Genomic DNA, 14682 nt, shown 5'->3' with positions numbered 1-14682 from the left:
GCAACGGGGCGGAACCGCAGCCCCCGCCTGTCGCGTCCTGGCCTGTGTGCAGCGTCATGGCCCCGGCACCACCGCCGTTCCCCGTATGCGCGTCACCGGACTCCTGCTCCTTGTGGCGCATCTGCTGACCGTCGGCTGGCTGACGCTGCGCCCGCGCACCGTGACCTGGGTGTCCGCCACGAATCTCGAACCGCTGGCGACGATCCGGGCCGAGCTGGCGCACGGCATGTCGTGGGAGGCCGCACAGCATCTGGGCGGCTCGGTGCTGCTGCTGGCGCCGCTCGGGGTGCTGCTGCCGCTCTCGGCGGGCCGCCTGAACGTTTCGCCACTGGTGTCCCTGACCCGTACCGCCTTCGCCGGGGCGATGATCGCGCTGGCCATCGAGCTGCTGCAGTCAGGGGTACCCGGCCGGGTCCCGGACATCGACTCGGTGCTGCTCGGCACCCTCGGCGTGGCCCTGTCGCACCTGGCGGTCGTCCCCGCGGCCCGTCGCCGGCTGCGTCGCCACTACGGACATCTCAGGGACGTGACCCCGAGGTTCCCCAGGGTTGAACTGGCCCCGCAGGCTGATGCCCTCTCCGGCAGCCGGACCTACCTTTGAGACATCGGGGCAAACGCCCCGCCGAGTCGCAAAGGAGCCGCCATCATGGCCGCCGCACTGGTCCGCCCCCGCAACAACCGAATGATCGCCGGAGTGTGCGCGGGCCTGGCCCGTCGCTTCGGTACGACGCCGACGACGATGCGTGTCATCTTCGTGCTGTCCTGCCTGCTGCCCGGCCCGCAGTTCCTGATCTACCTGGCCCTGTGGATATTCCTCCCCTCCGAGGAGCGCGCCGCCACGGCCTGGTGACCGGTCCGCCGCGGTCCGCCGGCCGCCGGGCCGCATTCCCCTCCGCACATGACGATGCCCCGGCCGTACGCACGAGGGCGTTCGGCCGGGGCACGGCGCAGGACGCGTCCCAGGGGACGAGCCGTGTGGCGGGATCAGCCACCCAGCGGGAGGGTCTTGGCGACGGCGTTGGTCGGCAGGCCGCCGAGCAGCTTGTTGCCCTGGGAGTTGAGCTTGGTCTTCACGTCGTTGCCGGCCGGCTTGGCCTTGTTGGTGAGCCCGGAGACGGTCTTGCCGGCGTCCTTGACCGGCAGGCTCTTCAGCACCCCGGTGGCGTCCACCGACGGGGCCGCAGTGGCGACACCCGCGGCGGTGACGGCGAAAGCGGCACCGAGCGCGACGGTACCGAGAGTCTTGATGGTTCCCTGCTTCATCGAATTACGTCCTCGTGATGGGGGCTTGACCGGCAAATCAACCTACTGAGGCGGCAACCGGCGCCGCAAACAGCCACGACGAAAGAAAAAACGGCCGGTGGACATTCCACCGGCCGTTGCGCTATAGGCTCGCTTTCACTGCTTACGCAGGGCCAGAAGAGCTGTTCGCAGGGGGTGTTGTGGCCGCCGGACGGAACAGCCATTCGGCCCGCAGTTCCGCGTAACCGGGCTTGATCACGTCATTGATCATGGCCAGACGTTCATCGAAAGGAATGAACGCTGATTTCATCGCATTGACTGTAAACCACTGCATGTCATCGAGCGTGTATCGAAATGTCTTGACCAGGTGCTCGAATTCCTCGGACATGCTGGTGTGGCTCATCAGCCGGTTGTCGGTGTTGACCGTGAGCCGGAACTGCAGCCGGCGCAGCAGGCCGATGGGGTGCTCGGCGTAGGAGGAGGCGGCACCGGTCTGGAGGTTGGAGGTCGGGCACATCTCCAGCGGGATGCGCTTGTCCCGTACGTACGAGGCGAGCCGGCCGAGCTTGACCGAGCCGTCGTCGGCGACCTCGATGTCGTCGATGATCCGGACCCCGTGGCCGAGGCGGTCGGCGCCGCACCACTGGAGGGCCTGCCAGATCGACGGCAGGCCGAAGGCCTCACCGGCGTGGATGGTGAAGTGGTTGTTCTCCCGCTTGAGGTACTCGAACGCGTCGAGGTGGCGGGTGGGCGGGTAGCCGGCCTCGGCACCCGCGATGTCGAAGCCGACGACGCCGGTGTCCCGGTAGCGGTTGGCCAGTTCGGCGATCTCCAGGGCGCGGGCGGCGTGCCGCATGGCGGTCAGCAGCGCGCCGACGCGGATGCGCCGGCCCTGTTCGCGGGCCCGGCGCTCGCCCTCGCGGAAGCCCTCGTTGACCGCCTCGACGACCTCTTCGAGGGTCAGGCCCTGCTCCAGGTGCTGCTCGGGCGCGTACCTGACCTCGGCGTAGACCACGCCGTCGGCGGCCAGGTCCTCGGCACACTCGGCGGCCACCCGCACCAGGGCGTCGCGGGTCTGCATGACGGCGCAGGTGTGGGCGAAGGTCTCCAGGTAGCGCTCGAGCGAGCCGGAGTCGGCGGCCTCACGGAACCAGATCCCAAGCTTGTCCGGGTCGGTTTCGGGCAGGCCCTCGTAGCCCTTCTCCCGGGCCAGCTCGACGACGGTGGCGGGGCGCACGCCCCCGTCGAGGTGGTCGTGGAGCAGCACCTTGGGGGCGCGGCGGATCTGTTCACTGGTCGGCAGGGTGGTGGTCTCGCTCGTCATTTCCGCACTCTAGCCCCTACGCGCGTAGATCTCACCGAACGATACGCAACAGTGACCCGTCCACGGGGTGGCGGGCGGGCCGCCGTCTGCCATCGTTCTGGTCATGGCTCAGCAAGCGCTGCCGGTGCGTGAGGCCCGGCTGGGAAAACCGCTGGGAACGGCCGGCAAGGAGGGGGCGCGGGAAGCGCTCCGGCGAAGGGTCGGCGGGCGAGGCGGCGGCCGGGAGGTGAGCGGGGTCGCGCTTTTACTGCCCGGCGGCGGACCGACCGGTGTACGGCGCCCGTCGCCGGTGGCGGCACTGGCGGTGCGCCCGTTGGCGGTACGGCTGGCGAAGGCGGGACGGCCTGAGGGGCTGACGGCCCATGTCGTGCGCTACCGCTGCCGCGGCTGGAACGGGTCCGCGGCCCATCCGGCGCGCGACGCGGACTGGGCGCTGGAGGAGGTGGTCCGCCGCTACGGCGATGTCCCGGTCTGCCTCGTCGGTACGGGCATGGGCGCCCGCGCCGCCCTGCACGCCGCGGGTCATCCGGCCGTCAACTCCGTACTGGCGATCGCCCCTTGGCTGCCCGACCCGCACCGGGACAGCGAACAGCCCGACCCCGTGAAGCAGCTCATCGGCCGTCAGGTCCTGCTGGTCCACGGCACCAACGACGAGCGCACCGACCCCGATCTCTCCTACCGCTACGCCGAACGCGCCAAGAAGGTCAACCGCGACATCTGTCGCTTCGAGGTGCATTCCGACGGCCACTCCCTCCATCAGCACCGCTCCGAAGTCCTGGCTCTGGCAACGGACTTCATGCTCGGCTCCCTGTTCGCCCGGGGCTTCGCCAGACCCGTGAAGGATGCCCTGGCCGCACCCCCACCCCTCGGCCTGCGGATGCCTCTTGCGGCGGGCTTCGGGGCGTCACTGCGGCATTGAGGGGGCGAGGAGGACGGCTCGTGGGCCGGGGGCGGCTCGTGGGCCGGGGGCGGCTTGTGGGCCGGGGCCGGCTGTCGCCTGAGAGACGGTGGACCGGCCGGACGCTGAGGGGCGTCGCCCGGCGCATCACCGCGCGGCGCCCCTGCGGCACCACCGGCCATCGTGCCCCCGAAAGTCCCCGCCCCAAGCGCCCCTCACCTGGGCAGCAACCGCCCCCGTCTGCTGAGCAGGAACTTCTTGAAGGCGGCCACCGGTGGTGTGTCCGGATGGCCGTCCAGCCAGGCGACGCCGATCTCGCGGACCGCGCGGGGGGCCGTCACGGTCAGTTCGGCGACGCCGGGGCGGGGTACGGCCGGCGGTGGGAGCAGGGCCACGCCCAGCCCCGCCGCGACCAGCCCGCGCAGCGTCTCGGCCTCCTCCCCCTCGAACGCGACACGCGGCGCGAAGCCCGCCTCGGCGCACAGGGCGTCGGTGATCCGGCGCAGCCCGTAGCCGGGTTCCAGGGTCACGAAGAGTTCGCCGGCCGCCTCCGCCAGCCGGACCCGCTTGCGGGCGGCCAGCGGGTGATCGTCCGGGACGACCAGCCGCAGCTTCTGCTCGTCGAGCCGGCGGGCGACCAGGTCCGGGTAGTCGGGCACCGGCGAGGTCAGACACAGATCCAGGTCGCCGGCCCGCAGCCGCTCGATCATCGCCTCGCCGTAGTTCTGGACGAGCTGGAAGCGGACGCGCGGGTGGTCGGCGCGGAAGCTGCGGATCAGGCCGGGCACGGTCTCCGACCCGAGGGTGTGCAGAAAGCCGAACGCCACCTTCCCGGCCGCGGGGTCGACATCGGCCCGTACGGACTCCGTCGCCCGCTCCAGATCCGTCAACGCCCGCTCGGTGGAGGCGAGGAAGGCGCGGCCGGCCGGGGTGAGGGAGAGGGTGCGGCCGTGCCGGGCGAAGAGGGCGACGCCGAGGTCCTCCTCCAGGCGGACCAGCGCCCGGCTGAGCGTCGGCTGCGGCATGCCGAGTTCCTGCGCCGCGCGGGTGACGTGTTCGTGCCGGGCGACGGCGGTGAACTGGGCGAGCCGCGGAGCGAGGAGCACCGCCCACGAGTCGGCACCGAGCTCGGCGACCTCACCGGTGTCAACCCCCGCCCGGTCCGAACCAGCGGTGTCTTTTCTGTTGCGACCTTGCAACAGAGGCCCTTGTGACCTGCGATCATGTACCACGGAATCGATTATGCCGTTTCCATGCATTGGACGCATGAAACGCACAGGTCTACTTTCGAAACATGCCTCCCGCTGATACCGGGGCGTCCGTCACCGACCGTGCGGCCGCCTCTCCCCAGTCGTCCCCTGACTCCTCCTCCACCGCCGCGCCCGGCCCCGAAGCGGGCAAGCTGCGGCCGGGCGGCCCCGGCTATCGCCGGATGAGCTTCGCCCTCTTCGCCGCGGGAGTGGCCACCTTCGCCCTCCTCTACTCCACGCAGGCGCTGCTGCCCGCTCTCTCCACCGACCTCGGGGTGAGCCCGGACCAGGCGAGCTGGACCGTGTCCGCGGCGACCTTCGGCCTGGCGCTCGGCGTGATCCCGCTGAGCGCGGTCTCCGAACGCTTCGGCCGGCGCACGCTGATGACGTGGTCCCTCGCGGTGGCCGCACTGATCGCGATGCTGGTGCCGTTCGCCCCGTCGCTCGGTGCGCTGATCGCGCTGCGCGGCATCCAGGGTGTCGCGCTGGCCGGGCTGCCGGCCTCGGCGATGGCGTTCCTGGCCGAGGAGGTACGCGCCAAGGCGCTGGTGGGAGCCATCGGACTGTTCGTGGCGGGCAACAGCATCGGCGGGATGTCCGGCCGCATCGTGACCGGCTGGGTCGCCCAGGCCTGGGGCTGGCGGGCGGCGCTCGCCGCGGTGGGTGTGCTGGCCGTGGTGTGCGCGGTGACCTTCCGGCTGCTGGTCCCCAAGGCCCGGCATTTCGCGTCCCGTTCGGTCGGACCACGGGCGCTGGCCCGTACGCTCGGCAACCACCTCGCCGACCCGCTGCTGCGCCGTCTCTACGCCATCGGCGGCCTGTTCATGACGGTCTTCGGCGCGGTCTACACGGTCATCGGCTACCGCCTGGTCTCCGAGCCGTTCAACCTCCCGCAGGGCATTGTCGGTTCGATCTTCGTGGTCTACCTGGTCGGTACGGTCTCCTCGGCCGCGGCCGGCAAGCTGGTCGCCCGGGTGGGCCGCCGCGGCGCCCTGTACCTGGCAGTCGGTACGACCTCGACGGGTCTGCTGCTGACGCTCTCCGATTCGGTGGGCGCGGTGCTGGCGGGCCTGATCCTGATCACCGCCGGTTTCTTCGCGGGCCATGCGGTCGCGTCGTCCTCGGTCAGCCGCACCGCCAAGACGGCGCGCGCCCAGGCATCGGCGCTGTACCAGTGCGCGTACTACGTCGGCAGCAGCCTGGGCGGTGCGCTGGGCGCCGCCGCCTTCCACGCCGTCGGCTGGGAGGGCACCGTCGCCCTCGGCCTCGCCGCGATGGTCGGCGCCGCCTCCATCACCCTCTACGCCACCCGCAAGGCCGTGGCCGAACGCCGCCTCCTCCACCTGGAGAAGGCCGCGTAGCCACCCTCAGTCCGAAGGGCCCGTCCTGCCACCTGTCCTGGCGGGGCGGGCCCTTCGCCCTTGGTCCTTCGCCCTCGGTCCTTCGCCCTCGGTCGACAGGGAAGCTGACCGGCGCTTCCTCCTCGGGCACACGGCTACCGCCTGGCCCGCTGGGCCGCCACGACCTCGTTGATGGTGCGCTCGGCGCCGGAGCCGCGCTGCATCTTCTCCGCGAAGCCGGGGAACTGCCCGGCGAGGGCGCCGAGCACCTTCAACTCCACCGGCGCGACATTGACTTCGCACAGATCGCGCTCAACGGCCCGGACCACCCCCGCCACCACCTGGCCCGGGGAGACCATGCGCACCCCGGCCGGCGGGGTGGCGCCCGTGACGGCGAACATGCCCGCATCGCGTACGGCACCGGGCTGCACCAGGGAGACCCCCACCCCCGTGCCGTGCAGGTCCTGGCGGAAGGAGAGCGCGAAACCGCGCAGCCCGAACTTGGCCGCACTGTAGAGCGAGGAGTACTTGGTGGCCGCCTTCCCGGAGATCGAGCCGACGAGGACGACATGGCCCCGGCCCTGCGCGACCATCCGGGGCGCGAGCGCGCGGGCCAGCATGACGGGGGCGCGCAGGTTCACGTTCAGCGCGCGGTCGATCTGCTCCGGCGTGTAGTCGAGGAGATCGCCGGTGGAGGGCAGGGCGGCGTTGGCGATCAGGATGTCCGTGTCGGGGGCGGCCCCGGCAAGGTGGTCGACCTGGTCCGGGTCGGCGAGATCAGCGGTGACCGCTCGCGCACCCAGCTCGTCGGCGAGCGCCTCCAGGGCATCGGCACGACGCCCGGAGAGGACCAGCTTGGCCCCCTTGGCCGCCAGGTCGCGAGCGATGGCCTGACCGAGGCCGCCCACGGCCCCGGTCAGGAGAACGGTTGATCCTGCGATGCGCATAGGAGACCCTCTCGAAAACTGTTCGTTCGAACGAACAGTAAAAGGGTGAGGCGGCTGCGTCAACAGCAGGGCCGCGCGCCCGCCGCGGCACCGCGCGATCGGCGGCATCCACGACGCGTACGGCCTCGGGCCTCCCTGACGACCGCCCCACCGCCGCCGCCACCACACCGGTGGCACAATGACGGTCATGTCCAAGCCCTCCGGAACCCGGCAGAGCATCATCGATGCCGTCCTGCGCATAATCGGTGAGGACGGCGTCGCCGGGGTCACCAACCGGCGGATCGCCAAGGAGGCCAAGGTCTCCCTCGGGTCGGTCACCTACCACTTCACGACCCAGCACGAGATGCTGCGGGAGAGCCTGCTGCACTTCGTCGCGGAGGAGACCCGGCGTTTCACCGAACTCGCCGATCAGTGCCAGACCGACGGGATGGACATCGATCAGGCCTCCGCCACGGTCGGCCAGGTCGCCGGGTGCACACAGACCGACAGCAGGTACATCGCACCCTTCGAGCTCTACGTCCAGGCCGGCCGCGACGAGCGGCTGCGCACCGCGGCCGCCCAGTGCTTCGCCGCGTACGACCAGCTGGCCGCCCGGATCCTCACCGGTCTCGGCGTACCCGACGCCGAGCGGCTGGCGGGCACCGCCGTCGCGCTGGTCTTCGGCCTGCAACTGCGCAGCCTGGCCACCGGTGCACCGGCCGAGGAACTCGTCGACGCCCTGCTGCTGCTGGCACGCGGGGCGCAGCACGCCTGACCCTCGCCCCGGGGCATGTGGCGCAGAGCCATTTGCGGCATGGCCTGGAGCCGCCGATCCGCGAACCGGCAACGGCACCGGCACCGGCACCGGCATCAACACCAGTACCGGCCGCGCACGATGCCTTCCCCTTGCTCATCTTGCTCATCTTGCTCATCCGAATGCCTCCGCCGGAAGCTGCGGCCCGTTGTCGATGGCGGCTGGTGACTGGCGGCGGCAGATGGCGGACGACGGACGGCAGACGGCGGACGGCGGGACGCCCTGCCCTGAAGGGCTCGGGGCAGGGCGTCCCGGTCACCTCAACCGATACGTCCCAGCACCACCGGGGTGGTGGCAAAGGCCGCGTCCTCGGGGCCGACGAGGACGCCGCCGTCGAGGGCCTCCAGGGCGTAGGGGAACTTCTCCGGGGTGTCGGTGTGCAGGGTCAGCAGGGGCTGGCCCGCGGTGACCATGTCGCCCGGCTTGGCGTGGAGTTCGACGCCCGCGCCCGCCTGGACCGGGTCCTCCTTACGGGCGCGGCCGGCGCCCAGGCGCCAGGCGGCCAGGCCCACCGCGTAGGCGTCGAGGGTGGCGAGGGTGCCGGAGGAAGCGGCGGTGACGACATGCTGTTCGCGGGCCATGGGGAGGGCCGCGTCGGGGTCGCCGCCCTGGGCCGCGATCATGCGGCGCCAGTGGTCCATGGCGGACCCGTCGGCCAGCGCCCTGGCCGGGTCGGCGTCCTTGAGCCCGGCCGCGTCGAGCATCTCGCGGGCCAGCGCCAGGGTCAGCTCGACGACGTCCTGCGGGCCGCCACCGGCCAATACCTCGACGGATTCACGGACTTCCAGGGCGTTGCCGGCGGTGAGACCGAGCGGGGTGGCCATGTCGGTGAGCAGCGCGACGGTCTTCACCCCGTGGTCGGTACCCAACTCGACCATCGTGGAGGCCAGTTCGCGGGCGTTGTCGAGGTCCTTCATGAAGGCGCCGGAGCCGACCTTGACGTCCAGGACGAGGGAGCCGGTGCCCTCGGCGATCTTCTTGGACATGATCGAGGAGGCGATGAGCGGGATGGACTCGACGGTGCCGGTGACATCGCGGAGCGCGTAGAGCTTCTTGTCGGCGGGGGCGAGACCGTCACCGGCGGCGCAGATGACCGAGCCGACGTCGCGCAGGACGTTCAGCATCTCGTCGTTGGAGAGCGTCGCGCGCCAGCCCGGGATGGCTTCGAGCTTGTCGAGGGTGCCGCCGGTGTGGCCCAGCCCGCGGCCGGAGAGCTGCGGGACGGCCGCGCCACAGGCGGCGACGAGCGGGGCGAGCGGCAGCGTGATCTTGTCGCCGACGCCGCCCGTGGAGTGCTTGTCGGCGGTGGGACGGGGCAGCGAGGAGAAGTCCATCCGCTCACCGGAGGCGATCATGGCAGCGGTCCAGCGGGCGATCTCCGTGCGGTTCATACCGTTGAGGAAGATCGCCATCGCCAGCGACGACATCTGCTCGTGAGCGACCTCACCGCGGGTGTAGGCATCGATGACCCAGTCGATCTGATCGGGGGTCAGCTCACCGCGGTCGCGCTTGGTGCGGATGACGGAGATGGCGTCCATGGACGGTTCCTTTCGAACGGGTAGGTACGTTCTACACGCATAGATGTGGGGGTGGCCAGGGCGGGCGGGGGCCGCCCCCAGGGATGGTGCCAGGGGCGGCCCCCAAGGGGCGGTGTTCCGCGTCCGGCCCCTACGTCCGGTCGCCGGTGTTGGCTACAGCGCCCAGCGGTAGGTGTGCTCGTCCGGCGCCGCGCCCGTACGAACAAGGCAGGGACGACTCATCCGAACGCCTCCGCCGGAAGCCGCAGCCTGCTGCCCTCGTCGTTGAAGTCCCGGTCACCGTGACCTTCATCGGCCTTGGGGGCGTCATCGTCCTGCGGCACCGGCAGGCGCGCGCCTCTGCTCTCGGCGACCCGGCGTACGTCGGCGAGGGAAGTGGCCAATTCCAGGGCCAGCAGGTGGATTTCGCCGGGTGTCCACGCACGGCCCGCAAGGATGCGGTGCGCCTCCTCGCCGAGTTCGGCGGCGGAGTCGAGCTGCGCCTCCTCCATCTCATCGGCGAGCCGGGATACGTAGCCGGTCCCGTCGCCCAGGAGGAAGCACGGCTTCCCGTCGGGGCTCGACCAGGGCAGGAGCCGGGGGGTGTCGGTTGGACTCATCGGGCTGGCGCCTCCAGGTCGTGCATCCAGCGCGGGCCGACGTCGGCTCCGCACGTCGCAAACAACGACACCCGTCGCCGCCCGTACTCCGACCGTCGCTTCTGCCGCTCCTCCGGGGTGAGGGCGTACGGCCGGATCAGGGCCGCGTCCTCGCCCCGCAACAGCCCCTCCCTGCCGCCGGGCACACCGACAAGCACGAGGGTCGGCGCGTCGTCGCACCTCACGGTGGGCAGACAGCCGAGGGACCGGTGACGCCCTCGTGCGGGCAGTAACAGCCTCAGCAGCGATTCGAAGATCCTGGCGATAGTCTTCGCCATGTCGTCACCCTCCCAGGGGTTGATGGCCACGCCCCCGGGCCGTTCGCGCGGTCGCGGGGGTCTTTTGCACGGCGTTGGCGTAATGGTTTTTGATCATTGGCCGTAATGGCGTGGTGCCCCACCAGTGCACCGCCTCCGGAACAAATGTGGGTGCCCGGCGACCGGACGTTTTGGCGGACGCTTTCGCGTTCAGTCGAACGCTTTCGCCTCGAGGCATGGGTCAAGTCGCTACGGTGAGAAGAGACTCCGGGCACACAAGGGGACATGCATGGCGGTAGAGACGTGAGCCGGCTTGGTCGACTGCGCAAGGAAACCGGGTACACACAAGAGACCTTCGCCACCGCGTTCGCCCAGGAGGCAGCCCGTCTGGGGATCAGCGCTTCGGTGAGCGTCCGCCAGCTTCGGCGCTGGGAAGCAGAGTCACCGCCACCGTTACCGCATCCGGGCCAACAGGCTGTGCTGGAAGCAATGTTCGGTCTTCCACTCGCCGATATGGGGTTCGATGTGCCCGCACACAGACGCGCAACTGTGCAGCGGATCGGTGACGATGGCGACGTGAAACGTCGAGCATTCGTCGCGGGTACAGGTGCGGTCGCGGCAGCGGCCATTCTCCCTGACCAGCACGGCCCGCGTATCGGTACGAGTGACGTAGCAGTGCTCCGCGGCCGCCTGGCCGAGCTGTACGCAGTCGACCACTGCTCCGGCGGGGTCCCTGCCAAGGTTCGCGCGAAGCAACTCGAAGGGCATCTCACACAGATACTGAAAGGCTCCGTGTATACAGCCAAGATTGGCCGTGATCTTCACGCGATGCTGTCTGAGTTACACAGCAACCAAGCTTGGTACGGCTACGACGGTGGCCCGGTCAGTCAGGCACGCGCAGCTTCCCTGGAAGCCCTGACGGCTGCCCAGCTCATCGGAGACGAGCTCTTGCAAATCTCGGCACTGGAGACGCTCGTACTGATCGACGTCAAGGCGGACCGGAGCTGGGAAGCTGCATCGGCAGTCGAGACCGCTTATGGCCTGGCCCGCAGGGCCGGGGCGGGGCCTGCCGTTCATCTCGTGATTGCGCTTCGCGAAGTAAACGTCAGCACACATGTCGGGGATCCGGCCGCCGCCCGCCGCGCGCTCAGCCGTGCGCTCTCCTACCAGAGTCGCAACGAATCGAGCACCGAAGTTCCCCATTGGGCGCGCTTCGCTGGATCCGTGGAAATCGACTACGCCACGGCGGATATGTATGCGAGGGCTGGGATGCCCCAGAGGGCAGTGCCGTTTTTGCGCGCTGCTGTGGCCGGTCTCGGAGGTGGATATGCCCGCAATGCGGCGTGGTACAGGTCCAAGCTGGCCAACACTCTCCTCAACGCGGGAGAGGTAGAGGGAGCGTGTGCCGAGATGGTGGGCGTTGTCGAATCGTGTGGAGAGATCGCCTCCACTCGCCTCACCCGTCGCATCCAGGATTTCCAGAAGGCCGTTGATGGTATCGGCACCACCGCAGCCCGCGACGCCTCGGAACAAATCCAAGAAACCCTACAAGGAGGCCGCACTTGAGCGAGTCGGAGACGATCACCGTTGAGCCCTTGGACGGCCCCGCCGCCGCTCGGGCCGAGTCCGCGTTCAGGATCGTCTACGCCGAGGTCTTTGCTGAGGAACCGTACGGGGAATCCCGGGAATCGGTCGAGGCGACCTTCCGCCGATTTCGGTCCCAGGTTTGCAAGTCCGCCTTCCGTGCTGCTTTGGCCTGCACTACCGACGGTGAACCGGTGGGCATCGCGTTCGGGTATCCGCTCAGTTCCAAGACAGGTTGGTGGGACCGGCTGATCACTCCCGTCTCGGACGACCTCAGACGGGAGGACGGACAACGCACTTTCGGTCTCATGGAGTTCGCGGTGCGTGCGCCCTGGCGTCGGCTCGGAGTCGGTCGTCGGCTGCACGAGGCACTGCTCGCGGGCGGGAACGAAGAGCGCGTGCTGCTCAATGCGCTGCCGGACGCAGAGGCAGCTCAAGCGGCTTATCGGTCCTGGGGATATCGCAAGGTGGGTGAGGCTCGCCCCTGGGAGGGCGCGCCTCTCCATGACGTGTTGGTCTGCCAGCTCCGTTAGACATTTCGCGCAATGCAGCGAATGAGGATTTCTCGGCGCAACCGACCCTGCGCAGACTCAGCTCTCATCGCGAACTACCCGCAGTGGCCGCGGTGCTGGAACTGGCCCGGGCCTGAGGACGAGTTGCCGTTCCTCGCCTGAGCCGAACTCGCCCTGATGCCGGAGCACCGACCCCGCCGGGCCGATGATCTGCGCCCCGGCTGCGAGCCGTGCCGAGACGACCGACTGGGCCGGCTTCACCGCCGCTTCACGGTTTTCCGGGTGGGAGAGCCACCGCACCGGAGCAGTGACCGGAAGCCTTCGGTCGCCCCAAAGAACATGTTCATGTCACGCAATACATGGCCAAACCACCCCATTCGGCGCCATCCGCTCCCTTCCGATGCCCGCATTGGGTGTTAATGGATGGATTAGCAGTGATTTGCCGAGATGTGAATATGGATGAATTCGAAACGTGAATGAGGCAATTCAGGTAGTGACGTGGATCACTTGACACATTCACCGGATAGGTCTTCACTTTCCATGGCAGTTGAAATGAATGCCGGGAATTCTGACCGGTCGCTATATCTTCTGCCGTCGAGCAGGTATCTCGTTCGCCACGCAGATGGAGGTACTCATGAAACTCGTTCGCATCGTCAAGAAGTTCCGCCCGGAAAAGAGCCTCAAGGCATACGCCTGGTACGGCTGGATTTAACTGGACAGTTTCCCTGCCGGGCTCGCGTCGGTCAGGAATTCTGGCCGGCGCGAGCTGCCTATCCACGGAGTTCAGACATGCCTATGCACCGCGTCGGCGGGAGCGGTCGGGTCATCGAGTTCGCGCCGAGAATCGACGAACTGTTACATCGTTATCGTGGTGCGTCGCTTTTTCGTCTGGAGCCCGACACGATCGGAGTATCCGGCGCCGAGCTGATGGACCGCTTACTCCGTAGCAGGCCGGCCAACGCGGAGGAGAGGCCCACCTTCAAACCCGTCCAGGGACGGCTCGTTACCCGTGCGGATGCGTCCACCTTTATGCAAGCCGTGGGCTCGGACGTGCGGAACGCGCTGCAGCGTCCCCTCGATGAGGCGGTCGACCTGACCGGCCGGTGGCCGCATGTGGCGCATGTTTACCTGCGGAATCTCGTTTTCGGGAACGAACGTCTGCGATTCCGGGTTCTGGTCGACCGCAGGCTGGAGTTGACACCGAAACTGACCTGGTCGGCCGTCGCCTCCGGTGCTGCTTTGCTGGGCAGGCCCGGGCAGGACGTGCCGCTGTCGAAACTTGCCGCTCTCGTGCTCGATTCCAAGACCTACGGTGACCGGCGCTATGCCATGTACCTGTACCGGCGGGTGGCAGCACCGGTGTGCTTCACCGTGTCCGCGCTGGTCACCAACGCCCTGTGGCTCGGGGCTCCGTTCAGCGATGACGTACCGAATCGGAACATCCTCCTTGAGGCACTCCGACTGCTTCCCCCCTCATGGAACATCTTGCGCATGGCTTCTCCGGAGTTCTCGGACGTGGACGCACGGATCGGCCCGAAAGACGATGTCCTGCTGCTCCCCCTGCTGAGCCACCGCGACCCCAAGCTCTGGGACGAGCCCGACGCGTTTCATCCCGCCCGCTGGGAAGAGCTGGACGGAGACAACCACCCCGGATATCTCCCCTTCGGCCACGTAAGCGAACGATGCTGGGGCCGGCATATGGTCCTGCCCCTGGCCGAACGGCTCCTGGACATCGTGCGCCGGGACGGACTGGTGGTGAGTCCGGGCCAGACCAGGGGGAAGGTCGAACTCGACGGATTGCTCGAAGTGTCCGAAGTGCAGATGACGCGACCGATGGCTCGACCGTGACGGCCTGACCATCCGTCCCCCTGAACGGAGTTGACGTGCGGGAGGGACTCGGGTCTTCTGCTGCGATGTCTGATCTTCGTATTCAGCGGCCGGATGGCGACGGCGCGCTCAAGGACTGGCAGTACGTCCACAACACGATTATTCCTACCCACCTCCTTTCGCTGGAGGAGGTGCGGGAGCGGGCGCAGCGTCACCACTTGGAGGTCGCGTATGCCGGTGACGAACTCATCGGGTGCAGCACGGTGCGTCCGCCTGCGGATGACGCGCTGACGGTGACCGTGATCGCCCGTGTGCTGGAAGCTCATCGTGGTCAGGGGTTCGGGGAGGAGCTTTATGCGCGCGGGCTCGGGCGGGCGCGGGAGTTGGGCGCCGAAGTGATCGAGACCGTGGTGCTGTCCTCCAACGAGGACGGGCTGCGGTTCGCGCGCAAGCACGGGTTTGTCGAGATCGAGCGCTATCTGCTGCCGGGGGACAGCATTCCCTGGATCGACCTGCGTCTTGCCCGGTGAGC

General features: G+C 68.9%; 18 protein-coding genes. 10 read left to right on the top strand and 8 right to left on the bottom strand.

The window, feature by feature from the left end; genetic code table 11:
* Positions 1-46: 46 nt before the first annotated feature.
* Positions 47-601: a VanZ family protein gene (locus tag ACFW5B_RS22405; RefSeq protein ID WP_386442267.1), complete on the top strand. Its 555-nt coding sequence runs from the start codon at positions 47-49 to the stop codon at positions 599-601.
* 45 nt (positions 602-646) lie between these two features.
* Positions 647-850: a PspC domain-containing protein gene (locus tag ACFW5B_RS22400; RefSeq protein ID WP_386442264.1), complete on the top strand. Its 204-nt coding sequence runs from the start codon at positions 647-649 to the stop codon at positions 848-850.
* Between the two features lie 134 nt (positions 851-984).
* On the opposite strand, the gene ACFW5B_RS22395 is transcribed toward ACFW5B_RS22400, so the two are convergent.
* Together ACFW5B_RS22395 and ACFW5B_RS22390 are read right to left on the bottom strand one after the other, a co-directional pair.
* Positions 985-1263 carry a hypothetical protein gene (locus tag ACFW5B_RS22395; RefSeq protein ID WP_386442261.1) on the bottom strand — a complete coding sequence of 93 codons (279 nt, stop codon included), beginning with the start codon at positions 1261-1263 and terminating at the stop codon, positions 985-987.
* Positions 1264-1405: 142 nt separating this feature from the next.
* Entirely contained in the window at positions 1406-2566 is a 1161-nt protein-coding gene (locus tag ACFW5B_RS22390; protein ID WP_386442258.1) for an adenosine deaminase, read from the bottom strand.
* 103 nt (positions 2567-2669) lie between these two features.
* On the opposite strand from ACFW5B_RS22390, the gene ACFW5B_RS22385 reads away from it, so the two are divergent.
* On the top strand, positions 2670-3485 hold the full coding sequence (locus ACFW5B_RS22385; protein ID WP_386442255.1) for an alpha/beta hydrolase: 816 nt from the start codon (positions 2670-2672) through the stop codon (positions 3483-3485).
* 194 nt (positions 3486-3679) lie between these two features.
* Here ACFW5B_RS22385 and ACFW5B_RS22380 read toward each other — a convergent pair whose 3' ends face one another.
* Complete coding sequence (locus tag ACFW5B_RS22380) at positions 3680-4663, bottom strand: LysR substrate-binding domain-containing protein (RefSeq protein WP_386442252.1); 984 nt, start codon at positions 4661-4663, stop codon at positions 3680-3682.
* A 95-nt stretch (positions 4664-4758) separates the two neighbouring features.
* Between ACFW5B_RS22380 and ACFW5B_RS22375 the strand changes: the two genes are divergently transcribed.
* A complete protein-coding gene (locus ACFW5B_RS22375) occupies positions 4759-6075 on the top strand; it encodes an MFS transporter (RefSeq protein WP_386442249.1) in 1317 nt (438 codons plus the stop codon).
* Positions 6076-6209: 134 nt separating this feature from the next.
* On the opposite strand, the gene ACFW5B_RS22370 is transcribed toward ACFW5B_RS22375, so the two are convergent.
* Positions 6210-7001, bottom strand: a complete 792-nt coding sequence (locus tag ACFW5B_RS22370) for an SDR family NAD(P)-dependent oxidoreductase (RefSeq protein WP_386442246.1) — start codon at positions 6999-7001, stop codon at positions 6210-6212.
* Positions 7002-7188: 187 nt separating this feature from the next.
* Between ACFW5B_RS22370 and ACFW5B_RS22365 the strand changes: the two genes are divergently transcribed.
* Positions 7189-7755, top strand: a complete 567-nt coding sequence (locus tag ACFW5B_RS22365) for a TetR/AcrR family transcriptional regulator (protein WP_386442243.1) — start codon at positions 7189-7191, stop codon at positions 7753-7755.
* 299 nt (positions 7756-8054) lie between these two features.
* On the opposite strand, the gene ACFW5B_RS22360 is transcribed toward ACFW5B_RS22365, so the two are convergent.
* The 3 genes from ACFW5B_RS22360 to ACFW5B_RS22350 form a co-directional block, all read right to left on the bottom strand.
* Complete coding sequence (locus ACFW5B_RS22360; protein WP_386442240.1) at positions 8055-9332, bottom strand: thymidine phosphorylase; 1278 nt, start codon at positions 9330-9332, stop codon at positions 8055-8057.
* 218 nt (positions 9333-9550) lie between these two features.
* The gene (locus ACFW5B_RS22355) at positions 9551-9931 is read right to left on the bottom strand and encodes a hypothetical protein (RefSeq protein WP_386442237.1); all 381 of its coding nucleotides are present in this window, start codon (positions 9929-9931) and stop codon (positions 9551-9553) included.
* Positions 9928-10248: a hypothetical protein gene (locus tag ACFW5B_RS22350; RefSeq protein WP_386442234.1), complete on the bottom strand. Its 321-nt coding sequence runs from the start codon at positions 10246-10248 to the stop codon at positions 9928-9930. The genes ACFW5B_RS22355 and ACFW5B_RS22350 overlap by 4 nt, the downstream gene beginning before the upstream one ends.
* Before the next feature lie 264 nt (positions 10249-10512).
* Here ACFW5B_RS22350 and ACFW5B_RS22345 point away from each other — a divergent pair, with 264 nt between their 5' ends.
* A complete protein-coding gene (locus tag ACFW5B_RS22345) occupies positions 10513-11793 on the top strand; it encodes a hypothetical protein (protein WP_386442231.1) in 1281 nt (426 codons plus the stop codon).
* The gene (locus ACFW5B_RS22340; RefSeq protein WP_386442228.1) at positions 11790-12344 is read left to right on the top strand and encodes a GNAT family N-acetyltransferase; all 555 of its coding nucleotides are present in this window, start codon (positions 11790-11792) and stop codon (positions 12342-12344) included. Before ACFW5B_RS22345 ends, ACFW5B_RS22340 begins: the two co-directional genes overlap by 4 nt.
* 57 nt (positions 12345-12401) lie before the next feature.
* Here ACFW5B_RS22340 and cutA read toward each other — a convergent pair whose 3' ends face one another.
* The gene (cutA, locus tag ACFW5B_RS22335) at positions 12402-12623 is read right to left on the bottom strand and encodes a divalent cation tolerance protein CutA (RefSeq protein ID WP_386442225.1); all 222 of its coding nucleotides are present in this window, start codon (positions 12621-12623) and stop codon (positions 12402-12404) included.
* Between the two features lie 322 nt (positions 12624-12945).
* Between cutA and ACFW5B_RS22330 the strand changes: the two genes are divergently transcribed.
* The 3 genes from ACFW5B_RS22330 to ACFW5B_RS22320 all read left to right on the top strand — a co-directional run bounded on the left by ACFW5B_RS22330 (position 12946) and on the right by ACFW5B_RS22320 (position 14680).
* Positions 12946-13035 carry a tryptorubin family RiPP precursor gene (locus tag ACFW5B_RS22330; protein WP_217366279.1) on the top strand — a complete coding sequence of 30 codons (90 nt, stop codon included), beginning with the start codon at positions 12946-12948 and terminating at the stop codon, positions 13033-13035.
* 77 nt (positions 13036-13112) lie between these two features.
* A complete protein-coding gene (locus ACFW5B_RS22325; protein WP_386442220.1) occupies positions 13113-14171 on the top strand; it encodes a cytochrome P450 in 1059 nt (352 codons plus the stop codon).
* Positions 14172-14236: 65 nt separating this feature from the next.
* Positions 14237-14680, top strand: coding sequence for a GNAT family N-acetyltransferase (locus tag ACFW5B_RS22320; RefSeq protein WP_386442217.1), 444 nt, complete (start codon positions 14237-14239; stop codon positions 14678-14680).
* Positions 14681-14682: the final 2 nt, after the last annotated feature.

It is taken from the genome of Streptomyces sp. NPDC058773, assembly GCF_042746015.1.
Classification (GTDB): Bacteria; Actinomycetota; Actinomycetes; order Streptomycetales; family Streptomycetaceae; genus Streptomyces.
This window is presented reverse-complemented; position numbering and strand designations above follow the sequence as displayed.

Bases quoted from the DNA above. Each gene is read 5' to 3' on its own strand.
- ACFW5B_RS22395 (WP_386442261.1), bottom strand. From the start codon at position 1,263: ATGAAGCAGGGAACCATCAAGACTCTCGGTACCGTCGCGCTCGGTGCC.
- ACFW5B_RS22345 (WP_386442231.1), top strand. From the start codon at position 10,513: ATGCATGGCGGTAGAGACGTGAGCCGGCTTGGTCGACTGCGCAAGGAA.
- ACFW5B_RS22325 (WP_386442220.1), top strand. From the start codon at position 13,113: ATGCCTATGCACCGCGTCGGCGGGAGCGGTCGGGTCATCGAGTTCGCG.
- ACFW5B_RS22370 (WP_386442246.1), bottom strand. From the start codon at position 7,001: ATGCGCATCGCAGGATCAACCGTTCTCCTGACCGGGGCCGTGGGCGGC.
- ACFW5B_RS22385 (WP_386442255.1), top strand. From the start codon at position 2,670: ATGGCTCAGCAAGCGCTGCCGGTGCGTGAGGCCCGGCTGGGAAAACCG.
- ACFW5B_RS22375 (WP_386442249.1), top strand. From the start codon at position 4,759: ATGCCTCCCGCTGATACCGGGGCGTCCGTCACCGACCGTGCGGCCGCC.
- ACFW5B_RS22350 (WP_386442234.1), bottom strand. From the start codon at position 10,248: ATGGCGAAGACTATCGCCAGGATCTTCGAATCGCTGCTGAGGCTGTTA.
- ACFW5B_RS22365 (WP_386442243.1), top strand. From the start codon at position 7,189: ATGTCCAAGCCCTCCGGAACCCGGCAGAGCATCATCGATGCCGTCCTG.
- ACFW5B_RS22400 (WP_386442264.1), top strand. From the start codon at position 647: ATGGCCGCCGCACTGGTCCGCCCCCGCAACAACCGAATGATCGCCGGA.
- ACFW5B_RS22330 (WP_217366279.1), top strand. From the start codon at position 12,946: ATGGAGGTACTCATGAAACTCGTTCGCATCGTCAAGAAGTTCCGCCCG.
- ACFW5B_RS22320 (WP_386442217.1), top strand. From the start codon at position 14,237: ATGTCTGATCTTCGTATTCAGCGGCCGGATGGCGACGGCGCGCTCAAG.
- ACFW5B_RS22360 (WP_386442240.1), bottom strand. From the start codon at position 9,332: ATGGACGCCATCTCCGTCATCCGCACCAAGCGCGACCGCGGTGAGCTG.
- ACFW5B_RS22390 (WP_386442258.1), bottom strand. From the start codon at position 2,566: ATGACGAGCGAGACCACCACCCTGCCGACCAGTGAACAGATCCGCCGC.
- ACFW5B_RS22355 (WP_386442237.1), bottom strand. From the start codon at position 9,931: ATGAGTCCAACCGACACCCCCCGGCTCCTGCCCTGGTCGAGCCCCGAC.